Source organism: Streptomyces sp. NPDC001514, assembly GCF_053597075.1.
Window position 1 is genome coordinate 37,189 of record NZ_JBSFHO010000029.1, and the last position, 25,605, is coordinate 62,793.

21 protein-coding genes are annotated in these 25,605 nt (G+C 71.6%); 9 read left to right on the forward strand and 12 right to left on the reverse strand.

What is annotated here, in order from left to right:
- Positions 1-115: 115 nt before the first annotated feature.
- The gene (locus tag ACWCXB_RS26405; protein WP_450726106.1) at positions 116-4,591 is read left to right on the forward strand and encodes an FtsK/SpoIIIE domain-containing protein; all 4,476 of its coding nucleotides are present in this window, start codon (positions 116-118) and stop codon (positions 4,589-4,591) included.
- An 88-nt stretch (positions 4,592-4,679) separates the two neighbouring features.
- Here ACWCXB_RS26405 and ACWCXB_RS26410 read toward each other — a convergent pair whose 3' ends face one another.
- The 4 genes from ACWCXB_RS26410 to ACWCXB_RS26425 form a co-directional block, all read right to left on the reverse strand.
- Positions 4,680-6,248 carry a DUF308 domain-containing protein gene (locus ACWCXB_RS26410; protein ID WP_450726109.1) on the reverse strand — a complete coding sequence of 523 codons (1,569 nt, stop codon included), beginning with the start codon at positions 6,246-6,248 and terminating at the stop codon, positions 4,680-4,682.
- A 33-nt stretch (positions 6,249-6,281) separates the two neighbouring features.
- Positions 6,282-6,920, reverse strand: a complete 639-nt coding sequence (locus ACWCXB_RS26415; protein WP_450726111.1) for a hypothetical protein — start codon at positions 6,918-6,920, stop codon at positions 6,282-6,284.
- Positions 6,921-6,962: 42 nt separating this feature from the next.
- Positions 6,963-7,244, reverse strand: a complete 282-nt coding sequence (locus ACWCXB_RS26420) for a hypothetical protein (protein ID WP_450726112.1) — start codon at positions 7,242-7,244, stop codon at positions 6,963-6,965.
- 100 nt (positions 7,245-7,344) lie between these two features.
- Positions 7,345-7,638, reverse strand: a complete 294-nt coding sequence (locus ACWCXB_RS26425) for a WXG100 family type VII secretion target (RefSeq protein WP_450726114.1) — start codon at positions 7,636-7,638, stop codon at positions 7,345-7,347.
- Between the two features lie 216 nt (positions 7,639-7,854).
- On the opposite strand from ACWCXB_RS26425, the gene ACWCXB_RS26430 reads away from it, so the two are divergent.
- The gene (locus tag ACWCXB_RS26430; RefSeq protein WP_450726115.1) at positions 7,855-9,342 is read left to right on the forward strand and encodes a DUF6056 family protein; all 1,488 of its coding nucleotides are present in this window, start codon (positions 7,855-7,857) and stop codon (positions 9,340-9,342) included.
- Here the strand turns inward: ACWCXB_RS26430 and ACWCXB_RS26435 are convergent.
- Entirely contained in the window at positions 9,317-9,778 is a 462-nt protein-coding gene (locus ACWCXB_RS26435; protein ID WP_450726117.1) for a GtrA family protein, read from the reverse strand. The two genes, ACWCXB_RS26430 and ACWCXB_RS26435, sit on opposite strands and share 26 nt — an antisense overlap.
- Positions 9,775-10,761 carry a glycosyltransferase family 2 protein gene (locus ACWCXB_RS26440; protein ID WP_450726119.1) on the reverse strand — a complete coding sequence of 329 codons (987 nt, stop codon included), beginning with the start codon at positions 10,759-10,761 and terminating at the stop codon, positions 9,775-9,777. Before ACWCXB_RS26440 ends, ACWCXB_RS26435 begins: the two co-directional genes overlap by 4 nt.
- Before the next feature lie 133 nt (positions 10,762-10,894).
- Here ACWCXB_RS26440 and ACWCXB_RS26445 point away from each other — a divergent pair, with 133 nt between their 5' ends.
- Together ACWCXB_RS26445 and ACWCXB_RS26450 are read left to right on the forward strand one after the other, a co-directional pair.
- Positions 10,895-11,257, forward strand: coding sequence for an ArsR/SmtB family transcription factor (locus ACWCXB_RS26445; RefSeq protein ID WP_450726120.1), 363 nt, complete (start codon positions 10,895-10,897; stop codon positions 11,255-11,257).
- The gene (locus ACWCXB_RS26450; RefSeq protein ID WP_450726122.1) at positions 11,254-11,898 is read left to right on the forward strand and encodes an SRPBCC family protein; all 645 of its coding nucleotides are present in this window, start codon (positions 11,254-11,256) and stop codon (positions 11,896-11,898) included. Before ACWCXB_RS26445 ends, ACWCXB_RS26450 begins: the two co-directional genes overlap by 4 nt.
- A 148-nt stretch (positions 11,899-12,046) precedes the next feature.
- Here ACWCXB_RS26450 and ACWCXB_RS26455 read toward each other — a convergent pair whose 3' ends face one another.
- Positions 12,047-14,788, reverse strand: a complete 2,742-nt coding sequence (locus ACWCXB_RS26455) for a SpoIIE family protein phosphatase (protein WP_450726124.1) — start codon at positions 14,786-14,788, stop codon at positions 12,047-12,049.
- Between the two features lie 544 nt (positions 14,789-15,332).
- Positions 15,333-16,607: a Tm-1-like ATP-binding domain-containing protein gene (locus ACWCXB_RS26460; protein ID WP_450726126.1), complete on the reverse strand. Its 1,275-nt coding sequence runs from the start codon at positions 16,605-16,607 to the stop codon at positions 15,333-15,335.
- A gap of 116 nt (positions 16,608-16,723) precedes the next feature.
- Between ACWCXB_RS26460 and ACWCXB_RS26465 the strand changes: the two genes are divergently transcribed.
- A complete protein-coding gene (locus ACWCXB_RS26465; protein WP_450726127.1) occupies positions 16,724-17,206 on the forward strand; it encodes a cupin domain-containing protein in 483 nt (160 codons plus the stop codon).
- Here ACWCXB_RS26465 and ACWCXB_RS26470 read toward each other — a convergent pair.
- The 3 genes from ACWCXB_RS26470 to ACWCXB_RS26480 are packed head-to-tail and all read right to left on the reverse strand — an operon-like array spanning position 17,146 to position 20,170.
- Positions 17,146-17,874 carry a HisA/HisF-related TIM barrel protein gene (locus tag ACWCXB_RS26470; RefSeq protein WP_450726128.1) on the reverse strand — a complete coding sequence of 243 codons (729 nt, stop codon included), beginning with the start codon at positions 17,872-17,874 and terminating at the stop codon, positions 17,146-17,148. The two genes, ACWCXB_RS26465 and ACWCXB_RS26470, sit on opposite strands and share 61 nt — an antisense overlap.
- Before the next feature lie 42 nt (positions 17,875-17,916).
- The gene (gene pdxA, locus ACWCXB_RS26475; RefSeq protein ID WP_450726130.1) at positions 17,917-18,900 is read right to left on the reverse strand and encodes a 4-hydroxythreonine-4-phosphate dehydrogenase PdxA; all 984 of its coding nucleotides are present in this window, start codon (positions 18,898-18,900) and stop codon (positions 17,917-17,919) included.
- A 10-nt stretch (positions 18,901-18,910) separates the two neighbouring features.
- Entirely contained in the window at positions 18,911-20,170 is a 1,260-nt protein-coding gene (locus ACWCXB_RS26480) for a four-carbon acid sugar kinase family protein (RefSeq protein WP_450726132.1), read from the reverse strand.
- Positions 20,171-20,378: 208 nt separating this feature from the next.
- Between ACWCXB_RS26480 and ACWCXB_RS26485 the strand changes: the two genes are divergently transcribed.
- Positions 20,379-21,272: a LysR family transcriptional regulator gene (locus tag ACWCXB_RS26485; RefSeq protein WP_450726133.1), complete on the forward strand. Its 894-nt coding sequence runs from the start codon at positions 20,379-20,381 to the stop codon at positions 21,270-21,272.
- 37 nt (positions 21,273-21,309) lie between these two features.
- Here ACWCXB_RS26485 and ACWCXB_RS26490 read toward each other — a convergent pair whose 3' ends face one another.
- Entirely contained in the window at positions 21,310-21,729 is a 420-nt protein-coding gene (locus ACWCXB_RS26490; RefSeq protein WP_450726135.1) for a TOBE domain-containing protein, read from the reverse strand.
- Between the two features lie 208 nt (positions 21,730-21,937).
- On the opposite strand from ACWCXB_RS26490, the gene ACWCXB_RS26495 reads away from it, so the two are divergent.
- From ACWCXB_RS26495 to ACWCXB_RS26505, 3 genes are all read left to right on the forward strand, one after another.
- Positions 21,938-22,333 carry a TOBE domain-containing protein gene (locus ACWCXB_RS26495; protein WP_450726137.1) on the forward strand — a complete coding sequence of 132 codons (396 nt, stop codon included), beginning with the start codon at positions 21,938-21,940 and terminating at the stop codon, positions 22,331-22,333.
- 194 nt (positions 22,334-22,527) lie between these two features.
- Positions 22,528-23,343, forward strand: coding sequence for a molybdate ABC transporter substrate-binding protein (gene modA / locus ACWCXB_RS26500; protein WP_450726138.1), 816 nt, complete (start codon positions 22,528-22,530; stop codon positions 23,341-23,343).
- A 126-nt stretch (positions 23,344-23,469) separates the two neighbouring features.
- A complete protein-coding gene (locus ACWCXB_RS26505; protein ID WP_450726140.1) occupies positions 23,470-25,590 on the forward strand; it encodes an ABC transporter permease in 2,121 nt (706 codons plus the stop codon).
- Positions 25,591-25,605: the final 15 nt, after the last annotated feature.

Sequence of the window (25,605 nt, forward strand, 5' to 3'; positions counted from 1 at the left end):
AGTACAGGGCAGGTGAACCACCTGGCCGCGGCGTCCGTAAGGCCGGGGAACGCTCCCGGCGAGGCTGTGTGCTCGCCCGGGTTCCTCCCGATTCCCGCCTCCCTGGAGAATCATCGTGCCGTTGATACTCACCGTCGTCGACGACGGCGGCCACGCCTTTGACGTCCATCTCGACGCCGAACCCGACACACCCGTCGGGACCATCGCGCAGGCCCTCGCCGAAACGGGCGGCGTGCCGCTGCCCCTCTCCGGGTCGGGCCTGCACATCGACGGCGTCGTACTGCCCGAGGACATGCCGCTGCGCGACTCGCCCCTGCGGGACGGTGCCGTGGTCGGGCTCGGCCATCCCGCCGGCTCGCCCGCGGCGGAGCCGGGGGGCCTGGTCGAGGTGCGCACGGTCGGCGGCCCCGGGGCCGGAGCGGTGCACCGCCTGGACATCGGCGAGTACCGGATCGGCCTCGCCGCCGACGGCACCCCGCAGATCGTCCGCACCCTTCCCCACCGGATCTTCGCCCTCATGCGCGTCGGCCCCGGCGGACGGGTGGCCATCGCGCCGCAGGCGGACGCGACCGGGATGCTGCTGGACCGCGAGGAGGTCGACGACATCACGGACTGGCCCGTCGGCGGACAGCTCATCATGGGCGACTGCGTGCTCGAACTCGTCACCCCGGAGCAGCCCGACGCGGCCCTGCAGCGCTCCGAGGACGGCACCGGCCTGGACTACAACCGCCCGCCGCGGCTGCTGCCGCCGGTGGCCGAGACCAAGTTCAGGCTGCCGTCGCCGCCGACGAAGCCCGCCAAGCGGCAACTGCCCTACTTCGCCGCGGCCATGCCGCTGGTGATGGCCGTCGCCGGTGTGCTCATCTTCAACCGGCTCACCTACCTGCTCTTCGGTCTGCTCTCGCCCGTCATGGTCATCGGCACATACCTCATGAGCCGCCGCGAGGGCAAGGAGACCTACGGCGAGCAACTCGCCAAGTACGAGGAGACGAAAGCCCGGATCGAGAAGGACGCCGAGGAGGCGGTGGTCGCCGAACGCACCTCGCGCCGCCGTGGCTTCCCCGACCCGGCGGCCGTACTCCTCACCGCCGTCGGTCCGCGCCGCAGGCTGTGGGAGCGGCGCCTGAAGGACACGGACTTCCTCGAACTGCGCGTCGGCACCGCCGACCAGCCCTCCGAGGTCGTGCTCGAAGACCCCACCAAGGACGAGCACCGGCGCAAGGTCGCCGTCGCCGCCTACGACGTGCCGGTAACCGTCGCCCTGCGCGAGCACAAGGTGCTCGGGATCGCCGGGGACGGGCCCGTCTCCCGCGCCGTGGCGCGCTGGACCGTCGCCCAGTCGGCGGTGCTGCACAGCCCGAAGGACCTGCACATCCATGTCCTCACCACGGGCGGCGATGGCGAGGACGCCTGGAACTGGGTCCGCTGGCTGCCGCACGTACGTCATCGCACAGGGGACATCATCGCCAACGTCGGTACGGACACCGAGAGTGCCGCCCGCCGGGTCGCCGAGCTCACCAGCCTGATCTCGGCGCGGGTCGCCATGACCCGAGAGCAGCGCACGGGCCGCGAGCCCGACGTACTCGTGGTTCTGGACGGCGCCCGCCGACTGCGCTCCCTGCCCGGTGTGGTGCAGATCCTCCGAGACGGACCGGCCGTCGGCGTGCACGCCATCTGCCTGGACGACGAGGAGCGCCTGCTGCCCGAGGAGTGCCTGGCGGTCGTGGTCGAAGAGCGGGGCGGCACCCTGCGCGTCGGTCTGTCGGGGTCGGCCACGCTCACCGGGGTGCGCGCGGACACCGTGTCCGCCGAGTGGTGCCGGTCCGTCGCCCGCGCGCTCGGCCCGGTGCGGGACACCGGCGGCGCGGACGACGAAGGCGCGGTACTGCCCTCCGCCTCGCGGCTGCTGGACGTCCTGATGCTCGACCAGCCCACGCCGGACGCGATCACCGGGCGCTGGAAGGCGGGCGGCCGCACGACATCGGCCGTCGTCGGCATCTCCCTCGACGGCCCGTTCGCGCTCGATCTGCGCCGGGACGGCCCGCACGGCCTCGTCGCCGGAACCACCGGCTCCGGAAAGTCCGAGCTCCTCCAGACGATCGTCGCCTCGCTCGCCGTGGCCAACCGGCCCGACGCCATGACCTTCGTGCTCGTCGACTACAAGGGCGGCTCGGCGTTCAAGGACTGTGTCGATCTGCCGCACACCGTGGGCATGGTCACCGACCTGGACGCCCACCTCGTCGAGCGTGCGCTGACCTCCCTGTCCGCGGAGCTGAAGCGCCGTGAGCACATCCTCGCCGACGCGGGCGCCAAGGACATCGAGGACTACGTCGACCTGCTGCGGCGCGAGCCGCACCGCACCCCGATGCCCCGGCTCCTCATCGTCATCGACGAGTTCGCCTCGATGGTCCGCGACCTGCCCGACTTCGTGAAGGGCCTGGTCAACATCGCCCAGCGGGGCCGTTCGCTCGGCATCCACCTGATCCTGGCGACCCAGCGCCCCAGCGGTGTGGTCTCACCCGAGATCCGCGCCAACACCAACCTGCGGATCGCCCTGCGGGTCACCGACAGCTCCGAGAGTCAGGACGTGCTGACCTCGCCGGAGGCCGCGGGGATCTCCAAGTCCACCCCGGGGCGGGCCTACGTACGCCTCGGCCAGAACTCCCTCATCCCGTTCCAGGCCGGGCGGGTCGGCGGCCGCAGGCCGGGCGCCTCACAGGAGTCGATCCCGGCGCCCTGGGTCGTGCCGCTGGGCTGGAACCAGCTCGGCCACCCGCTGCCGACGCGTCCGCGCGCCGCGCGGGACGAGTCCGACGACGCGATCACCGACCTCGCCGACCTCGTCCAGGCGATCCGCGGCGCCAACCAGGACATGAACCTCGCACCGCAGCACAGCCCCTGGCTCCCGGCGCTGCCCACCACCCTGACCCCGGACGACCTGCCGCCCGTCCCCGACACAGGCACATACGATCTGCCGCCTGTCGCCTACGGGCTGGTGGACGTGCCCGAGGACCAGACGCAGCGGCCCGTGGTCCTGGACTTCACGACACTCGGACACCTGCACATCGTCGGATCCCCGCGCGCCGGCCGGTCGCAGGCGCTGCGCACCATCGCCGGATCCGTGGCTCGCGCGTACTCCTCGGCCGATCTGCATCTGTACGGGATCGACTGCGGCAACGGCGCACTGCTGGCCCTGGAGGCACTGCCGCACTGCGGAGCCGTCGTCCAGCGTGCCCAGCCCGAGAGGGTCGCACGGCTGCTCTCCCGGCTCATGAAGGAGGTGACTCGGCGTCAGGAACTTTTGGCCGCACGGGGCGCCGCCGACCTGCCCGAACTGCGCAGGGCGCTCGCACCCGAGGAGCGCCCGGCGCACATCATGGTGCTCCTGGACCGCTGGGAGGTCTTCGACAAGACGCTGGGCGACTACGACGGCGGGAGCCTGTTCGATGCGGTGACGGCCCTGCTCCGTGACGGGGCGAGCGTCGGCGTTCACGTGGTGGTCGCCGGTGACCGGTCGCTCTTCTCCAGCCGGATGGCCTCCACCACCGAGGACAAGCTCGTCCTGCGCCTCAACGAGAAGTCCGAGTACGCTATGATCGGTGTCAACGCGCGCTCGGTCCCCGACGAGATTCCCGCCGGCCGTGCGCTGCGCGCGACGGACAAGTGCGAGGTGCAGATCGCCCTGCTCGGCGCGGACAGCAGCGGCCAGGCGCAGGCCGCGGAGGTGCAGCGGATCGCCGCCACGTGCCAGGAGCGAGACGCCCACGTCCCGGCCTCGGCACGGCCGTTCCGGGTGGATCTGCTGCCCGACCGGCTCAGCTTCGAGCAGGCCGTGGCGTATCTGCCGCAGCAGCAGCCCGGATCGCTGTGGGCCATGGCCGGGGTCGGCGGCGACGAACTCACCGCCGTGGGCCCGGACTTCGCGATGACACCGACCTTCCTTGTGGGCGGGCCGTCCCGCTCCGGCCGCAGCACCGTCCTGCTGACGATGGCGCTGTCGCTGCTGGCGGCCGGTACACCGGTCGTGGTCGCGGCGCCGCGTCGCTCCCCGCTGCGTGGCCTCAGGGGCAGGCCCGGGGTCCTCGCCGTCTTCGACGGGTCCGACATCGACCCCGAGGAGCTGGAGGCGGCCATCGGCCGGGCCTCGGACGGCGGCGTCGTGGTGATCCTGGACGACGGGGACCTGCTCCAGCAGACCCAGGCCGAGATCGTGCTCAACCGCATCGCGCGCAGCGGGGCCGAGATGGGGCAGGGGCTGATCGTGTCGGGCCAGCTCGAACGGCTCTCCTCCGGCTACTCCGGCTGGCAGGCGGAGATCAGGCGCAACCGGCAGGGCATCCTGCTGAGTCCGCAGAACGTCAGCGACGGTGAGCTGATCGGCGTCAAGATCCCGCGCAGCCGGCTCGGCGCGGGCCGGGTGGGGCGGGCCATCATGCACCTGGGTGACGGGGTGATGCGTACCGTGCAGGTTCCGGAGGCGGTCCTGGCGGAGCCCGAGCCCGAGCCCGAGCCCGAGCCCCAGCCTCGGCCCGAGACCGCCGAGCCCGTGGCCGACGGAACCCTGCCCGGGACCGGCGACGCCGAGTACTGACGGCTGAGGCGGACACAAGAAAGGGCTCCCGCGCCGGATTCGGCGCGGGAGCCCTCTTCTCTGTGCCGGCCCGTCGCCGACGGCCGGATCAGGTGCCGTCGTCGTTCCGGTTACCCACCAGCGGAGGCCCGTGTACGGTGCCGTCGAAGGTGCCGGCGGTCGCGCCCGGGGCGTAAATGGTGCCGCCGAACGCCGTGGCGGCGCCGATCGCGCCGGGGACGTTGCCGCGGACCCCGTTGGCCATGTTGGTGAAGTACGTGCTGATCGGCCCTGGGGTGGTGCCCAGTGTCGAATTGCTGGAGCCCGGGGTCGGGTTCAGCGGCCTCGGAGGGATGCTGTCGACGTCGTCCGCCAGCGACCCGGTGGAACCGGGTGAACCGGTTGAGCTCGGCGGCCGGTTCTGCCAGGGGAAGACGAAGTCGTCGAGCGGGTTGCCCGAATTGCTGGGGCCCGGAGTCGTGCTCGGCGGCCGGTTCTGCCAGGGGAAGACGAAGTCGTCGAGCGGGTTGTTGCTGGGCGTCTGGGTCGGGCCGTTCGACCTGGGCGGCAGGTTCGTCAGCGGAATGTCGTCCGCTGCCGTGCCGACGTTCGGATTGCCACTGCTGCCACTGCTGCCACTGCTGCCACTGCCGCTGGTGCTCGGCGGCGGCGCGGCGCTGTCGACGTCATCCGACACGCTGCCCGTACTGCCCGCTCCGCGGCCCTTCCCGATGTTCCCCAGAGCGCCCTTGATGGCAGGCCCGAACGCCGCCCCGAGGCCCTTGATCACGGAGAACCCACCGAAGGCGGTGCCCACCACGCCGAGGACGATGCCGGCGATGTCCCAGTCCCCGGTCACCGCGCCTCTGGCGATATTGATGCCGAGTGGGACGAGTCCGAAGACCAGGCTGGCGGCACCGAGGGCGAGTGACAGCGGTTGAAGGCCCGGGATGAACGCGACGACGAAGGAGATGACACCGAGTATGGCGCTGATGATCCCGAACGCCGAGCCGATCTTGTCCCACAGCTTGTCCCAGAAGTTCTTCTCCTTGACCGCTTGGTCCTCGGCGTGCCCCAAGGCGGTGGCGGCGGTCTTGGCGTCCGTCTCCCGTAGACCTTTGGCGTCCAGGGCAAGGCGCTTCGCGGCATCGAGATCGGCCTGGGCCGCGTCGACGGCGCCGTTGGCCGACGTGACGGCGTTGTCGGCATCGCGACGGGCGTTGCGGGCGTTCTCGTTGCCCGTCGTGTCGTCGTCGGCCGGCTTCGGCGCGTTGTCCAGGGCAGAAAGGCTCGCCTCGGCGGCGCTCTGCGAGGCGAGCGCCGCGTCCAACGCTCTCTTCGCCTCCCTGCCGTTGGTCAGGGCCATTTCGGCCTTACGTTGATGATCTTCAAGGCGGGGAACGTAGTCGGAGACGGCTTTCGCCGCCGCCTCGTACGAGTCGCGGAGGGCCCCCACCTGTTTGGGCAGTTCCTTGAGTACTTCCTTGAGCGCTTCCATCGCCTTGCCCTGACCGAGTTCCTGGGACTCGATACGGGTGATGACGGAGAAGGCGGACTCCGCCTCCTCGAAGACCTTCTTGTACTCGCCTGCCAGGTTATTCAGTACCTGCGCTTCGCCGGGGGTCGGATCCTCAGTGAGATCCAGGACCGCCCAGTCACCCACCGGGGGCCGAACCATCGCACCGACCTCGCTCTCTGCCGCTCGTCATGGTCAAGGCTGGAAACGCACCGTGCCGCTGATCGCGTCGAACAAGTCGAAAAACGCGTCGACCAGGCTCAGGTTGGGAGTGGAACTGGAGACGACCAGGAAGTCCCGGCTGTCCGGCACGGGCACGACCGTGTGCATCAGCGCGGTGCGCACGGTGCCACGGCCCCAGTAGTCGATGTCCTCGATATGGGTGACGCGTCCCACACTGCCGATCTCGGGGAGTTCGATGACCTCTGCCGTGTTCGCGGAGGTGCCCTTTCCCAGTGGGTTCTTGGCGTTCTTCAACGCGACCGGAACTATCAGCTCCGACAGTTCGGACGAGTGATCCTCGGGGGTCAGCACGCGCATCACGATCGTGGTCGCGGTGAGCGCTTCGGCGTTGTCGGTGAACTGCATCATGCCGGCGGCCTGGATCGCGCCCCGGGCGTGTGCCTCGCGTGCGGTCCTGCGGGCCGAACGAACCATCGTGTCGAGCATGGTGCGCTCGACCTGGACCCCCTCGGCCTGCGCCTGGACGGCGCGGCGAATGGCGGCGTCCCGGGTGCTGGGATCGAGATCGAGCTTCCACCACGAGTCCGGATAGCGGATGGTGAAGTGCCGCGGTGCCGCAGCAGGCGGCGCCGTAGCGGCCGTTTGTGTCATAGGAGTTGTGCCCCTCACGCGCAGGCATCGGGCCTGCTTCTGCTAGATGTTCTGGGTCACATCGGCGTCGGTCTGCTCGAAGTTGTCGATGATGCCCTGGGTGGATTTACTGAACGAGTCCACGTTCTCCTGGACCCGGTCATGGCCCTTGGCCCAGGCGCTGTCGAAGCTGTTGATCGCATCGATGAGCCGGCGATCGCCCACATCCGCTTCGGTGCCGACCCGCTCCAGGCCCGTCCTGTCCTCGATGCGGGAACGGATGTCCTCGAGCTTCGCGAGGGTGTCTCTCAGGTCCTCCACCGGGATGTGGATGGGAGTGCTCATACCTGACCTGCCTCTTGGAGTCGTGCAGCGGCCTCACAGCGCGACCGGCCGGGTTCCGAAGCACTTCGAGGCGGTCCGGAACCCGGCCATGGCCGTGAGATCAGCCGATTCCGGACGCTGTCTGGTCGTCGGTGTCGCGGAACGCGTCGGCGGTCTTCCTCAGGTACTCGGCGATCTCCTGCATCGTCTGGATGCCCGTCTCGAGGTCCTTCTGGTACTTGTCCCACATGGGTGCGAAACGTTCCTTGGACTTCGGAGTGTCGTAGGAGTTGTCGACGACGTGGTCGATCTTGTTCTTCGCCTCCCTGACGGCGTCCAGCATCCTTTCCTTCTGGTTGTCCATCCAGGACGCGGCTTCCCGCATCTCCTCCGGGCTGACCTTGATGTTGCTCATGCCACTTTCCTCCGCTCGTCCGGGAACACGACGGGCTTCCGCACCGCCGCACCGGCCTTACGGGGCAGCCCGCGAAACGGTTCACCACCACAGCAGGCAGGGGCTGATTGCTCCACCTGACCGGCGCCGGTTGCGAGGGGCGAAGGCCTGACGTCGAGTGGGAGGTGCCCGCCGGGCGGCCGGCGGTGAAGGGGGTGTCGGAGAGGCAGTACGACCATGGCCGTCGGTACGAAGAGCCATACCGTCCCGCCGGAGCCGGGCGACCCGGCCCGGCCGCGCGCTCGGCCGTGGTCATGGACCGCGGCGCTGTCGCTGCTGCCGCTCGGTCTGCTCACAGCCGCGGCATGGCTCGGACGCCACGTCAGACCGAGCGCCGACGAGTGGTGTTTCCTGCCCGTCGTGCGCGACCACGGCATCGCGGGGCTGATCGGGAAGTTCTACGTCACCGACAACGGCCGGATCGGCAATGCCGTGCTCGTCGGGCTCTACGCCCAGTTCCCGGTCGCCGGGCACCAGTGGTTCGCCCTGATCAGCGCGGCGATCGTGCTTGCCGTCCTCTGGGCTCTCACCGTGCTCCTGCTGCGCCGGGCCGGGCTGGTGACGCCGCGCGGAGTGCCGCTGCTCGTGGCGGCCATGGTCACCGCGGTGTTCCTCCTCGCCACGCCCAACACGTACAAGACGTTCTACTGGCCGGCCGCCTCCGTGTCGCACACCCTCGCTCCCGTGGTGGCGTGCGCGGCGGCGCTCCCGCCGCTGTGCGCCCGCGGCCGCCGGGGACGGATCGCCGCCCTCGCCGTCGTTCTGGTGGCGGGGATCTTCGTGGGCACGCTCTCCGAGGAGACCTCGGTCGTCGCCCTGGTGGTACTCACGGGAATCGCTCTGCTCGCCCGCCGGCTCTTCACCGAGGGAGCGCAGGCCTACGCCCGCGGCTGGGCCCTGCTCGGTACGGCCGGGGTCGTCATCGGGACGGTCGTCCTGGTGACGTCTCCCGGATCGCGCCACCGGCGCGAGCGGTTCGGCGCCGACACCGCCTCCGTGATCGCCCCGGAAACCCTGGCCGCGGCGGCGCGCGGCTATGTGCGGATCCTGGAGACCGTCCTGACGACCTGGCAGTACGCGGGAGCCGTCGCCGCCGGAGTGCTGCTGGGGCTTCTGGTACGGCGCAGGGAGGCCGGTCCCGGGCCGCTCCGACGCCCGATCAGGCCGTTGCTGCCGGTCTCACTGGGCGCGATCGCCTTCCTCCTCTCGGGCTATCTGTGCACCGTCGTCTGCTATCCCGTCTTCGGCCCACGCGTGGTGTCCGCCCAGCGGATCTGGAACGACTACCTCCTGCTGTACGTCCTGGTCCTGGTGGCCGTCGGCGCCCTCCTGGGCCGTGCACTGCGTACCCGTGCACCGCAGCGATGGGCGGGCGTGATCACGATGGCGGCCGCGGCGGTGTACGCGGCCACCGTCCTGGGGCTGGCGGGCCCGCTCCACCAACTGGGCCAGGACATGCGCGTACGGGCACAGCAGTGGGACCGGCAGGACGCGTGGCTGCGCGCCCGGGCCGCCGAGGGCGCGACGGTCCTCCCGTACACGCGGCTGCCGTTGAGCGGCATGCTCGAACCCTTCGGCGCGCAGGGGCTCAGCCCGTGGCCCGCCGGGTGCGTGGCCGACTACTACTACCTGGACCGGGTCACCTACTCGACGCGCGTTCCGTGACGACACGCTCGTTCGCGCCGGAGGTGATCGCCCACCGGGCGAGCAGGAACGAGAACGGGGTGACGAGCACACCTGCGGCCAGGGCGGCGAGATGCTCGTCCATGCCCAGCCTGGTCACGGCGAGATGGAGCAGGACTCCACTGCCCACGAGATTGGCCGCACCGGATACGGGATACCGGACGAAGGCACGCCATGTCGGCCTGGTCCGGAGAGTGATGTACGAGTTGAGCAGGAACGATCCGGTGAGGCTCACCGCGTAGCCCACGGCGTGGGCGGCCAGATAGGGCAGCCAGATGTTCAGCACGGCGTAGACCGCGAAGTACACGCCCGTGTTGGCGAGTCCGATCGCGGCGAAGAGGACGAACTGGAAGAGGGTGAACCGCCGGAGGCCTGAAGACCTGGCGCTGGGAGCGGGCGGTCCACGATGCGCCGTCACGGCTCCGGCCGGACCCGTGCGACGGCCGACGGCGGGAGGCCGGCGGCGCGCTGGACCGGGCCCGACTCGTCCGTCTCCCGCACGACATAGTGCGGTCGCCGCTTCGACTCGTGGTAGATCCGCCCGACGTACTCCCCGATGACGCCGAGCGTGGCGAGCTGGATTCCGCTGAGCGCGACGACGGCGGTGATGAGGGTCGCGTATCCGGGCGTCTCGACACCGTTCCACAAGGTGTTGGCGACGATCCACAGCGCATAGACGACGGCGGACGTGAAGAGCCAGAGACCGGTGTGGATCGCAAGACGCAGCGGACGGCTGTTGAACGAGAGCAGCCCGTCGATACCGTAGTTGATCAGCCTTCGGCCGCCCCATTTGGACCGCCCTCCGGCCCGCCGCACGTTCGGGTACGTGAAGCTGACCGTGTCGAACCCGACCCACGGGAAGAGTCCCTTGGAAAAGCGATTTCTCTCGGGGAGGGACAGCACGGCGTTCACCGCGCGCCGGGACAGCAATCGGAAATCGCCCGCCCCGTCGACGATCTCCACGTCCATGAAGCGGCGCACGAGGCGGTAGTAGGCGCGGCTGAGCACCGTCCGCACGACGCCTTCACCCGTGCGGTCGCGGCGTGCGACGACCTGGTCGTAGCCGTGCCGGTGCAGTTCCAGCATGCGGGGGACCAGCTCGGGCGGGTGCTGCAGATCGGCGTCCATGAGGACGATCACGTCGCCCCGTGACATGCGCATCCCGGCGAGCATCGCGGCCTCCTTGCCGAAGTTCCGGCTGAAGGAGGTGTAGCGCACCTGCGGAGTGGCCGCGGCGAGCTCCCGCAGGCGCTCCACGGTGCCGTCGCCGCTGCCGTCGTCGACGTAACAGATCTCGAAGTGCTCCCCGGTCGTGTCCAGCGCGGCGATCAACGAGTCGTGGAAGGCGCCGAGCACCTCGCTCTCGTCGAAGCACGGGACGACGACCGAAATCATTGGCATCTCTCCAGTGGAACGCGCGGAGCGGCGGGGGGCCGCTCGCACGTACTCCGCCCGGGTGTAGCGCCGGGTGACGCCACCGCGGCGGCTTTGATAAGCGTTGACTTATATAAGCGGTGCATGGCACAGTCGGGCCGTGCACGCGTTCGATGTACTGGGGGATCCGGTGCGACGCCGGATATTGGAGCTGCTGGCCGACGGCGAGCAGTCATCGGGCACGGTCAGCTCGGTCATCCGGGCCGAGTTCGGGATCTCGCAGCCCGCCGTGTCGCAGCATCTGCGCGTCCTGCGCGAGACGGGCTTCGCGTCCGTACGTGCCGAGGGCACCCGGCGGCTGTATGCCGTCGACTCCGCGCCCCTGCGCGAGGTCGACGCATGGCTCGACCGGTTCCGCGGCTTCTGGGAGCAGCGGCTCGACGCGCTCGGTACCGAGCTGGCGCGAGGAAAGCGCGAGCGCCGCAGACGGAACGACATCGAGAATCAGGAAGAGCAGCGATGAGCGACATCGTCGACCAGATCAACGACATCCACCGCGAGGTCGGCCGCCGGTCCGTGGCCGACGGCGAGGCCCGCACCGTCCTGCTCCGGCGCACGTACGACGCCGCGGTCGAGGACGTGTGGGACGCGTGCACCGACCCCGAGCGGATCGGCCGCTGGTTCCTGCCCGTGAGCGGCGACCTCGAGCTGGGCGGCCACTACCGGCTGGAGGGCAACGCGAGCGGGGAGATCCTGCGCTGCGAGCCGCCCGAGCTGCTCAAGGTGAGCTGGCTGTTCGGCGAGAACCCCGGGTTCAGCGAAGTACAGGTGCGGCTGACGGCGGAGGGCGCCGAGCGGACGGTGTTCGAGCTGGAGCACGTCGCGGTCGTCCCGCCGGAGTTCTGGGACCAGTTCGGCCCCGGCGCGGTCGGCGTCGGCTGGGACCTGACGGTCCTCGGGCTCGGCCTGCATCTGAAGGGCGGCGAGATCGGCCCCGACGCTGCCGAGGAGTGGCAGGCGACCGACGAGGCCCGCGAGTTCACGACCCGCAGCAGCGAGGCCTGGGGCGAGGCGTACAAGGCATCCGGCGTGTCGGCCGCCACGGTGGCCGCGGCGGTGAGCGCCACGACGGCGTTCTACGTACCGCCGAAGCCGGAACAGTGACCGGGCGGAAGCCGGAGGTGTGACCGGCCGGAAGGCTGTGACCGGGCGGCGGTGAACTCCTGTGCCGCCTCCTCCGCGGGGCCGGCGGTGCTCGGGCACGCGTGCCCCGGCGCAGCCGGACCCGCGTCGCGGCCTCGGCCGCAACGGCTCAGAGGAGTTCGCTGTCCGTGAAGCCGAGCAGCGCTGCCGCCTCCATCTGGGGCGGGGCGCCGTGCAGGGACTGTTCCGCCCAGATGATCTTGCCGCCGGGGATGTAACGCGTCCCCCAGCGCTCGGCCATCTGGGCGACCAGGAAGAGCCCCCGGCCGCCCTCGTCCGTCGTGGCCGCGTACCGCAGGTGAGGTGAGGTGCTGCTGCCGTCGGCCACCTCGCAGGTCAGGCTCTGGTCGTGGAGCAGCCGTACCCGGATCGGCGCCGAGCCGTAGCGGATGGCATTGGTGAGGAGCTCGCTGAGGATCAGCTCGGTCCCGAAGGCCAGCTCGGACAGGTTCCAGGCCTCGAGCGTCCGCACGGCCTCGGCGCGCATGCCCGCGACCGCGCTGGGATCGGACGGCACGTCCCACTCGGCGACCCGGTCGGGGCCGAGGACCCGGGTGCGGGCGATGAGGAGGGCCACGTCGTCCTTCGGACGGGCGGGCAGCAGGGCGCCCAGCACGTCCTGGCAGGTCTCCTCGGGCGTCCGGTCGGCGCGGGCGAGGGTCTGGCGCAGCAGCTCGATGCCGACGTCGATGTCCCGGCTGCGGTCCTCGATCAGGCCGTCGGTGTAGAAGACGAGTCGGCTGCCCTCGGTGATGTCCAGCTCAGCGGACTCGAACGGCATGCCGCCGAGTCCCAGCGGCGGCCCGGCCGGCAGCTCGGGGAACTCGACGCTGCCGTCGGGGTGGACCAGCGCGGGCAGCGGATGTCCGGCCCGGGCCATGGCGCAACGGCGGGAGACGGGGTCGTAGACCGCGTACAGGCAGGTCGCACCCGTCATCGCCGGGCCGCCCTCCGGGGCGCCGTCGCCGCCCGGCTCGTCCTGGTCGATACGCCCGACCAGATCGTCGAGATGGCCGAGCAGCTCGTCGGGCGGCAGATCGAGCGTGGAGAAGTTGTGCACCGCGGTGCGCAGCCGCCCCATCGTCGCGGCCGCGTGCAGGCCGTGACCGACGACGTCGCCGACCACCAGCGCCACACGGCTGCCCGGCAGCGGAATCACGTCGAACCAGTCCCCGCCGACCCCGGACTGCGCGGGCAGATAGCGGTGCGCCACGTCGACCGCGCTCTGCTCGGGCAGGGCACGCGGCAGGAGGCTGCGTTGCAGCGTCACGGCCAGGGCGTGTTCGCGCGTGTAGCGGCGGGCGTTGTCCACGGACACGGCGGCACGTGCGACCAGCTCCTCGGCCAGGGAGACGTCGTCCTCGTCGAACGGCTCGGGCTTCTCCGACCGCCAGAAGTTGGCGACGCCCAGGACGACACCGCGGGCCTGCAGCGGCACCGTGATCAGCGAGTGGATGCCGTACTCGACGATCTCCCGGGTCCGCTCCGGGTCCTGGGCGTGCCAGCCGGGTGCGTCGGACAGGTGGGGCACCAGCTCCGCCCGTCCGCTGCCGAGCCCGATGGCCTGCGGTGTCGACGGGAGGAACGCGATCAGCCTGCCGCGCTCGTAGAGCGGATGATCGTCACGGATGCCGCTGACGGCGGTGCGCCGCATGCCCGGGGACGAGCCGTTGGGCTCTTCGCCCTGCAGTACAGGGTCGGCGAGGTCGACCGTCACGAAGTCCGAGAAACGGGGGACGGCGACCTCGGCCAGCTCCTCGGCCGTGCGGGTGACATCGAGCGTGGTGCCGATGCAGACTCCGGCGTCGTACAGGAGCTGGAGGCGCTTGCGGGCCACGTCCGCCCTGCCCGTCAGGGCCTGGAGCTCCGTGGAGTCCCGGATGGTCGCGACCGTGCCCATCGGGCCGCCGGGGCCGTCGGTGTGCCGCTGGTTCACCACGAGCAGCCGGTTGCCTGCCGTGTGCACCTCGTCGGTCGCCGAGCGGCCCGAGGCCAGCAGTTCGGCGGTGTCGGGGTCGAGCCCCGTCAGCTCCGTCACGGGCCGGCTCTCGGCGTCGGGCCCCAGCTCCAGGAGCCTCTTGGCCTCGTCGTTCGCGAGCAGCAGCCGGCCATCGTCGCTGACGATGACGACGCCTTCCCGCACGGCGTGCAGGACGGCGTCGTGGTGTTCGTACATGCGGGTCATCTCGGTCGGCCCGAGGCCGTGCGTCTGCCGTTTGAGCCGTCGGGTCACCAGCGCGGTGCCCGCGGTGGCCAGAGCGAGGCCTGCCGCGCCGGCGCCGAGGATGACCGGTAGCTGGCGGTTCACCGCGCCGGTCACGTTCTTGACCGTGAGGCCGGCGGAGACGAGGGCCACGACCCGGCCGTCCGGGTCGGTCACGGGGACCACCGCCTGCACTTCCTGGCCGAGCGGTCCCTGGACGCTCTCGAGCAGGACCTCGCCCCTCAGCGACGGTTCGATGGTGCCGACGAATCGGTGCCCGATCCGGTCCGGCTGGGGATGTGTGTAACGGATCCCCTTGGTGTCCATCACCACGATGAAGTCCACGCCCGCCGCCCGGCGGGTCTCCTCCGTGATCGGCTGGAGCACCCGGGAGGGATCGGGCAGTTTCAGGGTGGCGAGCAGCCCCGGGCCATGGGCAAACGTTTCCGCGACGGCGACGGAACGGTTCCGGGCTTCCCGCTCGGTGTCGCTCCGGGTCTGCAGCACGAGGGCGAGGATCGCCCCGAGCACAAGCAGGACCACGACCGCCACCTGGAGGACAAAGACCTGCCCGGCGACGCTCCTGGGGCGCTTGCCGATCAGTGGCCGAACCGATACGCCCCGGAATCGGTCGAAGCGCCTGATCACGGTGTTCTTTCTAGCATTGCTGGGCCCTGTGGGGCTATACGGGCATGCCGGACTCTGGGCAACGCCCGGTACCAGGCCCGCTCCGCCGGGCTGTGAGTTACGTCACAGGGGCGATATCGGCCCGGTCGAATGCTCAGCGGGGCGCCGACGGCGGCCGGTGGCCGGACGGCATCGATCCGCCGGGGCGCATGTTGCGCCGAACGGCCCCGGCCGGGCTCTCGCGCCCGGGCCGCGGCCCCCGGTGACATCGCTGTCATCGCTGTCGGCGAGGCCGCCGCGGACGTCGTCGTCACCTGTACGTCCTCGGACACGCGATCAGCCCCACCCCGTCCTGGCCGCTGCTCGGCGACCTCTACGGGCGCCGCAGGGCCCCGGTCGAGGGGGCGATTGCCCTCGCCGGACAGGGCGGCCGGGCCGGGCCGTAGGGGGCGTCCTGGGCAGCTGTGTGTGCCGACGCAGCCCTGCTGGTCCGCCGCGGCCGTGGCACGGCTCGCCTGCCGGTCGTGACCGAGGCCGGGCCAGGTGGGCCGGAACAGGACAGGATTCACGCGCACACCGCGGCCGACGCGTCGTCCGCACCGGTGATCATCCGGTGCAGCAGCTCCGCGGCGGTGCGGCCGAACGACGGGTCGTTGATGTGGGTGGCAACCTCCCGTACCTCGACGGCGCTCTCCCGCAGCCCCTCCCGGAGCGCGGTGAACAGCGCTGCGTCGGCCATCGGATCGTGGTACGGCCCGCCGGGGGCGCCCAGCGTGGAGAGCCCCCTCAGCGGGACGCACACCGCCGTCGGACCGGTGGCGTCGCGGAGCTTCGCGGCCACGCGCCGGCCGAGTTCGGCGCACTCCGCGGCGGTCGTGCGGATCACCGTGACGCAGGGGTTGTGGACCCGCACATCGCGATCCCGCAGATGCTGCGGCGGGAGCGTGTCGACGGGCCCGAACTTCACCATGTCGAGGGCGCCCAGGCTCACCACCTGAGGAACGCCGTGGCGGCCCGCCGCGGTGAGGCGGTCGGGGCCCGCGGTCAGGATCCCGCCCACGAGGTCATCGGCGAGCTCGCTGAGGGTCAGGTCGAGGACGCCCGCAAAGAGCCCCTTTCCGGCAAGCGACTCGAGGGTACGGCCCCCGGCGCCGCTGGTGTGGAAGACCAGGACCTCGTAGCCGAGTTCGGTCAGCCGCTCGCGGGCCGCGTCGACGCCGGGTGTCGTCACGCCCGCCATGCTCGCCGCGACCACGGGCCTGCTGCCGCCCGCCGGCGGTCCGACCGGGCGCCCGGCGCGCGTGGCCGCGGCGAAGCCCTGCGCCATGCCGGCGACGGCGTCGGCGGCGTTCGCCAGGATCGGGGCCGACACGCTGTTGATCCCGGCGAGGTCGACGACGCTGTGCATCATCGTGATGTCGGCGGATCCCACGTAGGCCGAGACATCGCCCGAGGCCATCGACGAGACCATCAGCTTCGGGACCCCGAGCGGCAGCGCCCGCATCGCCCGGGTCGCGATCGAGGTGCCGCCGCTGCCTCCGATGGCGAGCACGCCATGGAGGCGTCCCTCCCCGTGCAGCCGCAGTACGGTCTCGGCCGCGCCGCGGGCCATCGTTGTCACCGCGGCGCCGCGGTCCCCTTCGGCCCGTAACCGCGCCAGGTCGGCGCCCGCCGCCCGGGCGACGTCGGCGCGCGGGACATCGGCGGCGATCCGGGGCTCGCCGACCACACCGGCGTCCACGACCAGCACGTCGACGCCGCGCCGCAGAAGGCGGTCCCGCAGCCAGCCGTACTCCTCACCCTTGGTGTCCAGCGTTCCCAGCAGCACAACGATCGCCATGCCACGTACTGTCCGGTGAAAGCGACAAAGCGACAAGGGGGCCGACGGGTCCACGCCATCGGCAGGGCCGGGGGGTGGAGCAGCGGAGCGGTGGAGCGTGCGCCAGGATGAGTGGCATGGCGAACATTTCCGGGCTTGTCGAGTCCCTCGGCCTTCAACCGCACATCGAAGGCGGGTGGTTCCGGGAGACATGGCGGACTCCGGCGGAAGCGGTCCCTGACGGATACGGCGGGGCGAGGCCGTTCGCGACGGGCATCTATTACCTTCTGCACCCTGGCGAGGCGTCACGCTGGCACCGGGTGCGCTCGGACGAGCTGTGGCTGTGGCACGGAGGCGGGCCGCTCCGTCTGCGACTGGGAGGGGAGGGGGCGGCCCCGAGTGAGGCGGACGCCGTCGAGACGGTGGTAGGGGGCGCGATCGAGAAGGGAGAGCGGCCGCAGTTCCTCGTGCCCGGTGGGTGCTGGCAGTCGGCCGAACCGGCGGGCGACGAACCCGTGTTGGTGACGTGCGTGGTTGCCCCGGGGTTCGATTACGAGGATTACGAGGATTGCGAGGGCGACGGGGCCGACGGGGCCGACGAGGACGTCCGCCCCGAGTGAACGCCCGCCGCCGCGGCCAGAATCGCGGCGAGCTGTCCGTGAAGCGTTCCCAGCCGCGGGTCGAACGACGCCGTCATCGCCGCCGATCCCACCGTGAACGCGTCCACCCCCGCCGCTCCGAGTGCGGCTATCCGCTCGGGGCTGTCGATGCCGCCCGCGACCACGAGCCGTCCGGACGTCGCCGCGCGGGCGCTGCGGACCAGCGCCGACGGATCCGCATCCGTGGCGCGGTACGCCAGGAGGTCCACGCCGGCACAACCGGCCGCCTCGAAACGCCTGCACTGCTCGGCCACTTCGCCGGGAGTACCGCCGAGCCGGGTCGGGTGGCCGGACGGGGTGCCGGGGAAGGGCAGATAGGCGATGCCCGTTCCGCTCAGCAGCTCCAATGTCTCCTCGACCCAGATGCCGCCCATCAGCTGGTCGACCCCGAGGTCGACGGCCATCCTGGCCGAGTCCAGGGCCCGTTCCCGGCTGGTGCTGACCACTTCGAGACTGCTGGTCGCGCCCGCGGCCTTGATACGGCGGTGCAGCGCGGCGAGCGTTCCGCGGTCCACGCCGACATCCTTGAAACCGATGTGCGCCAGCTGCAGCTCCGCCAGACCGTCGACGAGCCGCAGGCAGTCGCGTACGGTCCTGTCGTCGCGCGTGAGCATGAAAATGAAGTCCATCGCGTCCCTCTCTTCCGTCCCTTTGTCGCTATCGGCTTGTCGCTATCGGCAGCGGGACAACCTGCGCGCATGACGCAGCGCCGTGAGCAGACTGGTGTGATCGGCGAGGCCCTTGCCCGCGATGTCGAAGGCGGTGCCGTGGTCCACGCTGGTGCGGACGAACGGCAGGCCGATCGTGACGTTGACGCCGTTCTCCAGGCCCAGGTACTTGACCGGGATCAGACCCTGGTCGTGGTACTGGGCCACGACGACGTCGAACTCCCCGCGCCGCGCCCGCAGGAAGACCGTGTCGGCCGGCCACGGCCCGCTCGCCGCGATCCCCTCGGCGCGGGCGGCCCGTATCGCCGGGGCGAGGATGTCCAGGTCCTCGCGGCCCAGCAGACCGTTCTCGCCGGCGTGCGGATTGAGCCCGGCCACGGCGATGCGCGGCGCCGCGGTCCCGGCCCTGAGCAGGGCCTCGTGGGCGAGCCGGATCGTCGCCAGTTCCGCCTCGACGGTGAGGGAGTCGAGCGCGTCGCGCAGCGGCTGGTGAATGGTGACGAGCACGACGCGCAGCTCGTCGTTGGCCATCATCATGGCGTACCGCTCGGTGCCGCTCAGCGCGGCGAGGATCTCGGTGTGGCCGGGGTACGGAAGCCCGGCCAGGCGCAGGGCCTCCTTGTTGAGAGGCGCGGTCACCAGCGCGGCGACCCGGCCTTCGAGGGCGAGGGCGGTGCCCTTGGCGACGTACGCGTACGAGGCCGCCCCGGCCCGGCTGTCGACCTGCCCCCAGGGCAGATCTTCCGGCAGCGACGTCTCGGACAGCACGTGTACGACGCCGGGGGAGGCCGCGGTCATGCCGTCGGGCGAGGCGATTGGGCGGACGGGGATGTCGAGGCCGATCGCGGCCGCGCTGCGGCGGAGCACGCCCTCGTCGCCGATGACGAGGACGGGGGTGTCGCAGCGGTCGTCGGCGACGAGCCGGAGGGTGATCTCCGGACCGATTCCGGTGGGGTCACCCATGGTGACCGCTATGGGGTGGCGCACGGAGAACTCCCTACGAGGTCATGACGTCGGTGAGACGGCAGAGCGTGTCGCGGTCGCCGAAACCGCCCGCCTTGAGGGCCACCGGGATCCGGAGCGGGTGGTCGAGCAGGCCGAGGGCGATGCCGGGTTCGGGTTCGCCGACCAGGTCGACGGTCCTGGCTCCGAGGGCGAGCAGGACCGTGCGGGCGGTCTCGCCGCCGGTGAGTACGAGCGCGTCGAACGTCCGGCGGACGGCCAGTTCGACGACCGCCCTGGCCAGCGCCAGCGGTACGGAGTCCGCGGTACGGGCATCGGGGCCGTGCAGCAGCGCCCTGCCGCGACCGACCAGGGCCTGCTCCGCGCGCACCACGGCCGCGGGGTCCGCCACGGGTACGAGGGCGTCCTTGCCGCCCCGTGCCGCGAACCGGGCGGCCTGTTCCCGACCTGCCGGATGCAGACTGCCGACAACGACCAGGACGCGGGGTGCGGGTGAGAGTGCGTCAGCGTCACGTCCGGCGTCAGCGCCACGTCCGGGTACATGGCCGCCGGGGCCTTGGCCGTTGCCCGGTCCCGGCCCCAGACGCCGGGCCAGCGCCGCGGCGAGACCCGGCGAACCGACCCACAGCACCTGCCCCGGATCGGGCACCGCCGCGACCAGCGCGTCCAGGTCCCTGTCGGAAGCGGCATCGGCCAGCACGATCCGCTCTGCTCCGACGAGCGACCTGCGGACGGTGGCCGCCGGCCCGCCGACCCGTACGGCGCCCGGGAACAGCTCCGTCAGGTCGGCGCACCGCACCGGGTGCATGGGGTCGTGCGCGAACGCGGTGTCGTGCACAGGACGCCCCGCCAGAAGCTGCACGCCGCCGACCGTCGTGCGCTGCTCCGCCGGGAACGCGGGCGCGACGATTGCCGTACGACGGCCGCTTGCCGCCAGGGCGGCGGCCGTCTCCGCGGCGAGATGCCCCCGGAGCGTCGAGTCCACGGTCTTCAACAGGACGTCGGCATCGGCCAGCATCGCCGACGCGGCGGCGGTCCGCTCGGCCGCGTACGCCGCCGGTCGCACCCGGGTGTCGAGATCGACCGCTGTCACGCCGGCCTGCGACGCTCCGACCGCCGTCACGCCGACCGCCGTCACGGGCTCCGTCGCGTCAGTCGAAGCGGCGAGCCCGATCCGGGCCGGGAAACCGGCCGCCCTGAAGGGCGCGGCCCCGTCGCCCGCGCTCGTCAGGTCGTCGGCGAGAATCGCGATCCGGCGCGGCGGCGGGACGGCGTTCCGTGCGGGGCGCCGCATCACGCCTGCATGTCGTTCACGATCTCCGCCACCTTCGGGTTCCAGGTGTCGGAGTACGAAGCAAATGCGTGAGAGAGGCTGACCTTCTGCATCGTGCGAGCCCTTTCCGTCGGTCCGCCGTACGGCCTTACCGGGCCTTACTGTTGCTGGTCGTCGGGGAGGCTGTAAAGCGATGATTCCTCACGTCATCTGTGATGAAATCTCACACATGACGTGGAACACGTGGAGCGATCTGCCGCCGCTCGGAACCCTCGTGGCGTTCGAGGCGACCGTCCGGCACGCGAGCGTGAGCAAGGCCGCCGCGGAGCTGCATCTGACCCATGGCGCCGTGAGCCGGCAGATCCAGCAGCTGGAACACGCCCTGGGGGTGGGCCTGTTCGAGCGGCGCAACCGCTCGGTCGTACCGACCCCGGCCGCGCGCACGCTGGCCCGCGAGGTGACCGATGCCCTCGGCCTGCTCAGCTCGGCCGCCCGGCGCACCCGGGCGGCGGTCGCGCCCGGACCTCTCGTGCTGTCCTGCGAACCCACCCTGCTCATGCGCTGGCTGATCCCGCGGCTTCCGCTGCTCGCCGACGCCGCTCCCGGGCTCGACCTCCATCTCGTCGCGTCCGGCGGCCCGGTGCCGTTCGACAGGGAGGGGATCGACGTCGCGATCCGGCGCAATGACTTCGAGCTGCCCGAAGGCGTCCCGGCGCACCACCTCTTCGGCGAACTGATCGGACCTGTGTGCTCACCGGAGCTCGCCCGTGGCCTCCTCTCGCCCGCAGGCCTGGCGGACCTGCCGCGGCTCCACACCCGCACCCGGCCGACGGCCTGGTCCGACTGGGCGGGCTGCGCGGGAGCGGTGCTCCCCGACGCCGCCGAGCAGACCTTCGAGCACTTCTATCTGAGTCTGCAGGCCGCGGCCAGCGGCCTCGGCGTCGCCATCGGCCCCCTCGCGCTCGTCCACGACGACGTGCGCGCCGGCCGGCTCGTCGCACCGTTCGGCTTCGAGGCCGACGGCAGTGCGTACGTCCTGCTGACCACCCGGCCGTCCGAGGACGAGCGGGTGGCCGCGTTGCTGCGCTGGCTGGGCGAACAGGCCGGACACCTGCTCATCTAGAGAGCCGGGTACACCGACGCCTGTCAGCATGTGCCGCTCAGGTGGTCGCGAGCGAGATCTCGGTGGACTTGATCAGAGCGACAACGGATGAGCCGACGAAGAGGCCGAGCTCGGCGACGGCGTCGTTGGTGATCGCGGCCGTCAGTTCGCCGCCCTCGACCGTGAGCTTGACGCCGGCCATGGCGCCACCGGTGGAGATGGCCATGATCTTGCCGGGGATCTGGTTGCGGATGCTCACGCCCTCGACCGGGCCGGTGGCCAGGGCGACCTCGGTCGCTTTGACCAGAGTGCGGACCGGGGATCCCTCGGCGATGCCCAGCTCCTTCACGGAGTCGGCCGTGACGGCCGCGGTGACTTCCTGGCCGCCGTCCAGACGGACCTTGACCGTGGCCATCGCCTCGCCGGAGGTCACCGAGGTGACGGTGCCGGGGAGCTGGTTGCGGATGCTGAGACTCATGGGGCTGCGCCTTGATCGTCGAGTGGGATGCCGGTTCTCACAGACCCGGCGGTGACTCCTGCACTGTAAGCACACTCCCCGTAGCCGACCGGGCACGCATCGCAGGCACTGCCGCGCTTTATGGCTTCCTCCGAGCGAGTTCGCATCTGCCATGGAGAATCAGCCCGAGAGTTGTAAATACGAGCCTGATCGCCCTAGCGTGTCGCGCATGCAGTCCTACACCATTGGACAGGCGGCGCGTCTGCTGGGCGTCAGTCCCGACACCGCACGCCGCTGGGCGGATGCCGGCCGGGTCGCGACCCATCGCGACGAGGCGGGCCGCCGGCTCATCGACGGTCGTGATCTGGCCGCCTTCTCCATCGAGATCGCCCAGGGCGGCATCGGCGAGGAGGACGCCTCGTACACCTCGGCCCGCAACGCCTTCCCCGGCATCGTCACCGCGGTCAAGCTCGGCGATGTCGCCGCCCAGGTCGAGATCCAGGCAGGTCCGCACCGGCTGGTCTCACTCCTTACCCGGGAGGCCGTGGAGGAACTGGGTCTCGAGGTCGGCATGCAGGCCACCGCCCGCGTGAAGTCGACCAGCGTGCACATCGACCGCACCTGAGCCGAGCCGAGTCGAGCAGCGTCGAGTCGAGCCGAGTTCAGCTCGATGAGGCTCAGCCACGGCGTCAGGGCCCCATCAAGTGCGGCCCCCATCAAGCACGGCACCACCAAGCGGCGTCGCCCGTCACCGGCGCGGCTCTTCATCATCCGCTCGGGCGGCACCTGCCGGCCGGACTCGTAAGGAGCTCGACCCTCATGCCTTTCAGCACCACAAGGCGCCGCGCCGCTGCCGCCGCGCTCACTGCCGCCCTCCTCGTCCCACTGGCCGCCTGCGGCAACGCCGACAGCAAGGAGGACAGTGGTGCGAAGGCCTCGCGGTCCGCGACCGGCGGCACCGGAGCCCCGGCGGCCGATCTGACCGTGCTGGCCGCCGCGTCCCTGACCGATGTCTTCAAGACCGCGGGCGCCGTGTACGAGAAGTCCCACCCCGGCACCCGGATCACGTTCTCCTTCGCCGGATCCCAGGAACTGGCTGCCCAGGTCAGGCAGGGCGCCCCCGCCGACGCCCTGGTCACCGCCGACACCAAGACGATGGACGGGCTCAGGGCCGACACCGGCACCCCGGCCGTCATCGCCAAGAACCGGCTGGTCATCGCCACGGTCGAGGGCAACCCCAAGAAGGTCGACGAGCTCCAGGACCTGGCGGGCAGCGACCTGAAGGTCGTGCTTGCCGCGCCGGAGGTGCCGGTCGGGCGCTACAGCAAGAAGATCCTCGACGCCCAGAAGATCACCGTGAAGCCGGTCTCCCAGGAGCCCAACGTGCGCGCGGTGCTCAGCAAGGTCGAGCTCGGCGAGGCCGACGCCGGTCTCGTCTACAAGACGGACGCGGCCGCCGCCACCGACAAGGTCGACGCGATCGAGATCCCGGACGCGCAGAACGCCATCGCCGAGTACCCGGCCGCCACCCTGAAGCAGTCCAGGAACGCGGAAGCGGCCGCCGCCTTCGTCGCATGGCTGTCCACCCCGGAGGCGCAGAAGATCCTCGGGGACGCCGGCTTCCAGCAGCCGTAGAACGCGCCAACTGCCGCAGGGGCTGTCCGGATCGGGGGACCGGGCAGCCCCACGGACGCCCGGTTCCGCGACCACCGGGTCCAGGGCCTCCGACCGACTCCAGCACCTCCGATTCCAGGACCTCCGATGAGACGAAACCGCACCCGCGTCGGCCCCCGCACCCCCATGGCGCTGGCGGTCCCCGCGCTGCTCGCCGTCGCGTTCCTGCTGCTTCCGCTCATCGGGATCCTCGCCCGCACCGAGTGGAGCGACCTCGGCGCGCATCTCACCAGCCCCGGTGTCGTCGAGGCGCTCCAGCTGTCGCTCCTCGTCTCGTTCTGGGCGCTCGGGCTGTCCCTGCTCCTCGGCGTGCCGCTCGCCTGGCTGCTGGCCCGGGTCGACTTTCCCGGCAAGGCCCTCGTCCGCTCCCTCGTCCTGCTGCCGATGGTGCTGCCGCCGACCGTCGGCGGGGTCGCGCTGCTGCTCGCCTTCGGGCGGCGGGGCCTGCTCGGGCCGTGGCTGGAGGACTGGTTCGGCATCACGCTGCCGTTCCACACCTCGGGTGCCGTCGTCGCGGCCACCTTCGTCGCGATGCCGTTCCTGGTCATCAGCCTCGAAGGTGCGCTGGGCGGGCTACGGCCGCGCTACGAGGAGACCGCAGCGTCCCTGGGAGCTTCGCCGGTACGGGTGTTCCGCACCGTCACGCTGCCCATGGTGGCCCCCGGGCTGATCGCCGGAGCGGCGCTCACCTGGGCGCGGGCACTCGGCGAGTTCGGCGCGACCATCACCTTCGCCGGCAACCTCCCCGGCACCACGCAGACCCTGCCCCTCCAGGTGTATCTGCTCCTTCAGGAGCAGCCGGAGGCGGCGACGTCCGTGTCGTTGCTGCTGCTCGCCATCACCATGGGCGTACTGATCGCCCTGCGCGGCCGCTGGGCCGGAGCGCCCGGGGACCGGCCGCGTCCCCCCGCGCCGATCGCCGACGACGCGTCACCCGCGGAACTCGCGGAACCAGCCCCCGCGGGCCTTCCCGACGGGCGTGGGGGGGGCCGGCCCGCCCCCCCCCCCCCCCCCCCCGCGGCCCGGGGGCGGGCAGCCGGCGGCGACGGCGGGCAACCGCGCGCCCCGGGGCCCCCCCCCCCCACCCCCGCGCACCCCCCCCCCCCCCCCCGGGGGGCCCCCCCCGGGGGGGGGGGGGGGCCCGCCCCCCCCACGCCCGTACCGCCCCAGGAGCCCTGGCCGCTGCACGCCGAGGTCACCGGCTTCAACCGGCTCACCCTGGACGCCGATCCGGGCACCACCATCGCCGTCGTCGGCCCCAACGGCGCCGGAAAGACCACCCTGCTTCGGGCCCTCCTCGGCCTCACCCCGCGCGCCCACGCCGTCCTCACGCTCGGCGGCACGGACGTCACCGAACTCCCGCCGCACCGCAGGGGCGTGGCCTGGGTCCCCCAGGACGGCGCGCTCTTCCCCCATCTGACGGCCCTCGCCAACACCGCGTACGGGCTCCGCGCCCACGGCACCCCGCGCGCCGAGGCCCGCCGCGCCGCCCAGGAGTGGCTCGACCGGCTCGGCGTCGGCCACCTCGCGCACCGCAGGCCGGCCCAGCTGTCCGGCGGTCAGGCCGGCCGGGTCGCACTCGCCCGGGCACTGGCGGCGCGCCCGCGACTGCTCCTCCTCGACGAGCCCCTCGCCGCGCTCGACCAGTCCACCCGTGCCCATGTCCGGCACACCCTGCGCAGCCATCTCGACGGCTTCGGCGGCGTCTGTCTGATCGTCACGCACGACCCTGTCGAAGCGGTTTCGCTCGCCGACCGGGTCCTCGTACTGGACGACGGCCGCGCACTCCAGGACGCACCGCCCGCCGAGGTCACCCGGCACCCCCGCTCCCCGTGGGTGGCCCGCATGCTCGGCCGCAACGCCTGGCCCGGCACCACCACCCCCGAGGGCCTCCAACTCCCCGACGGCGCCACCCTCGTCGTGGCGGACCCCCTGCCGACAGGCACCGCCGCCCTCGCGATCATCGCCCCCGAGGCGGTCTCCGTCCACTGCGACAAGCCCGAAGGCAGCCCGCGCAACGTCTGGCCCGGCACGGTCCGCGAGATCACCACGAGCGGCAGCCGACTGCGGGTCCTGATCACCTCGGAGCTCGCTCCTGACCTGGTGGCGGAGATCACCCCGCAGGCGGCCGCCGAGCTCGGCCTCGTCGACGGGACGCCGGTGTGGACCAGCGTCAAGGCGACGGAAACGACGATCGTGGCGGTCTAGCGGGTGTCCTTCGGC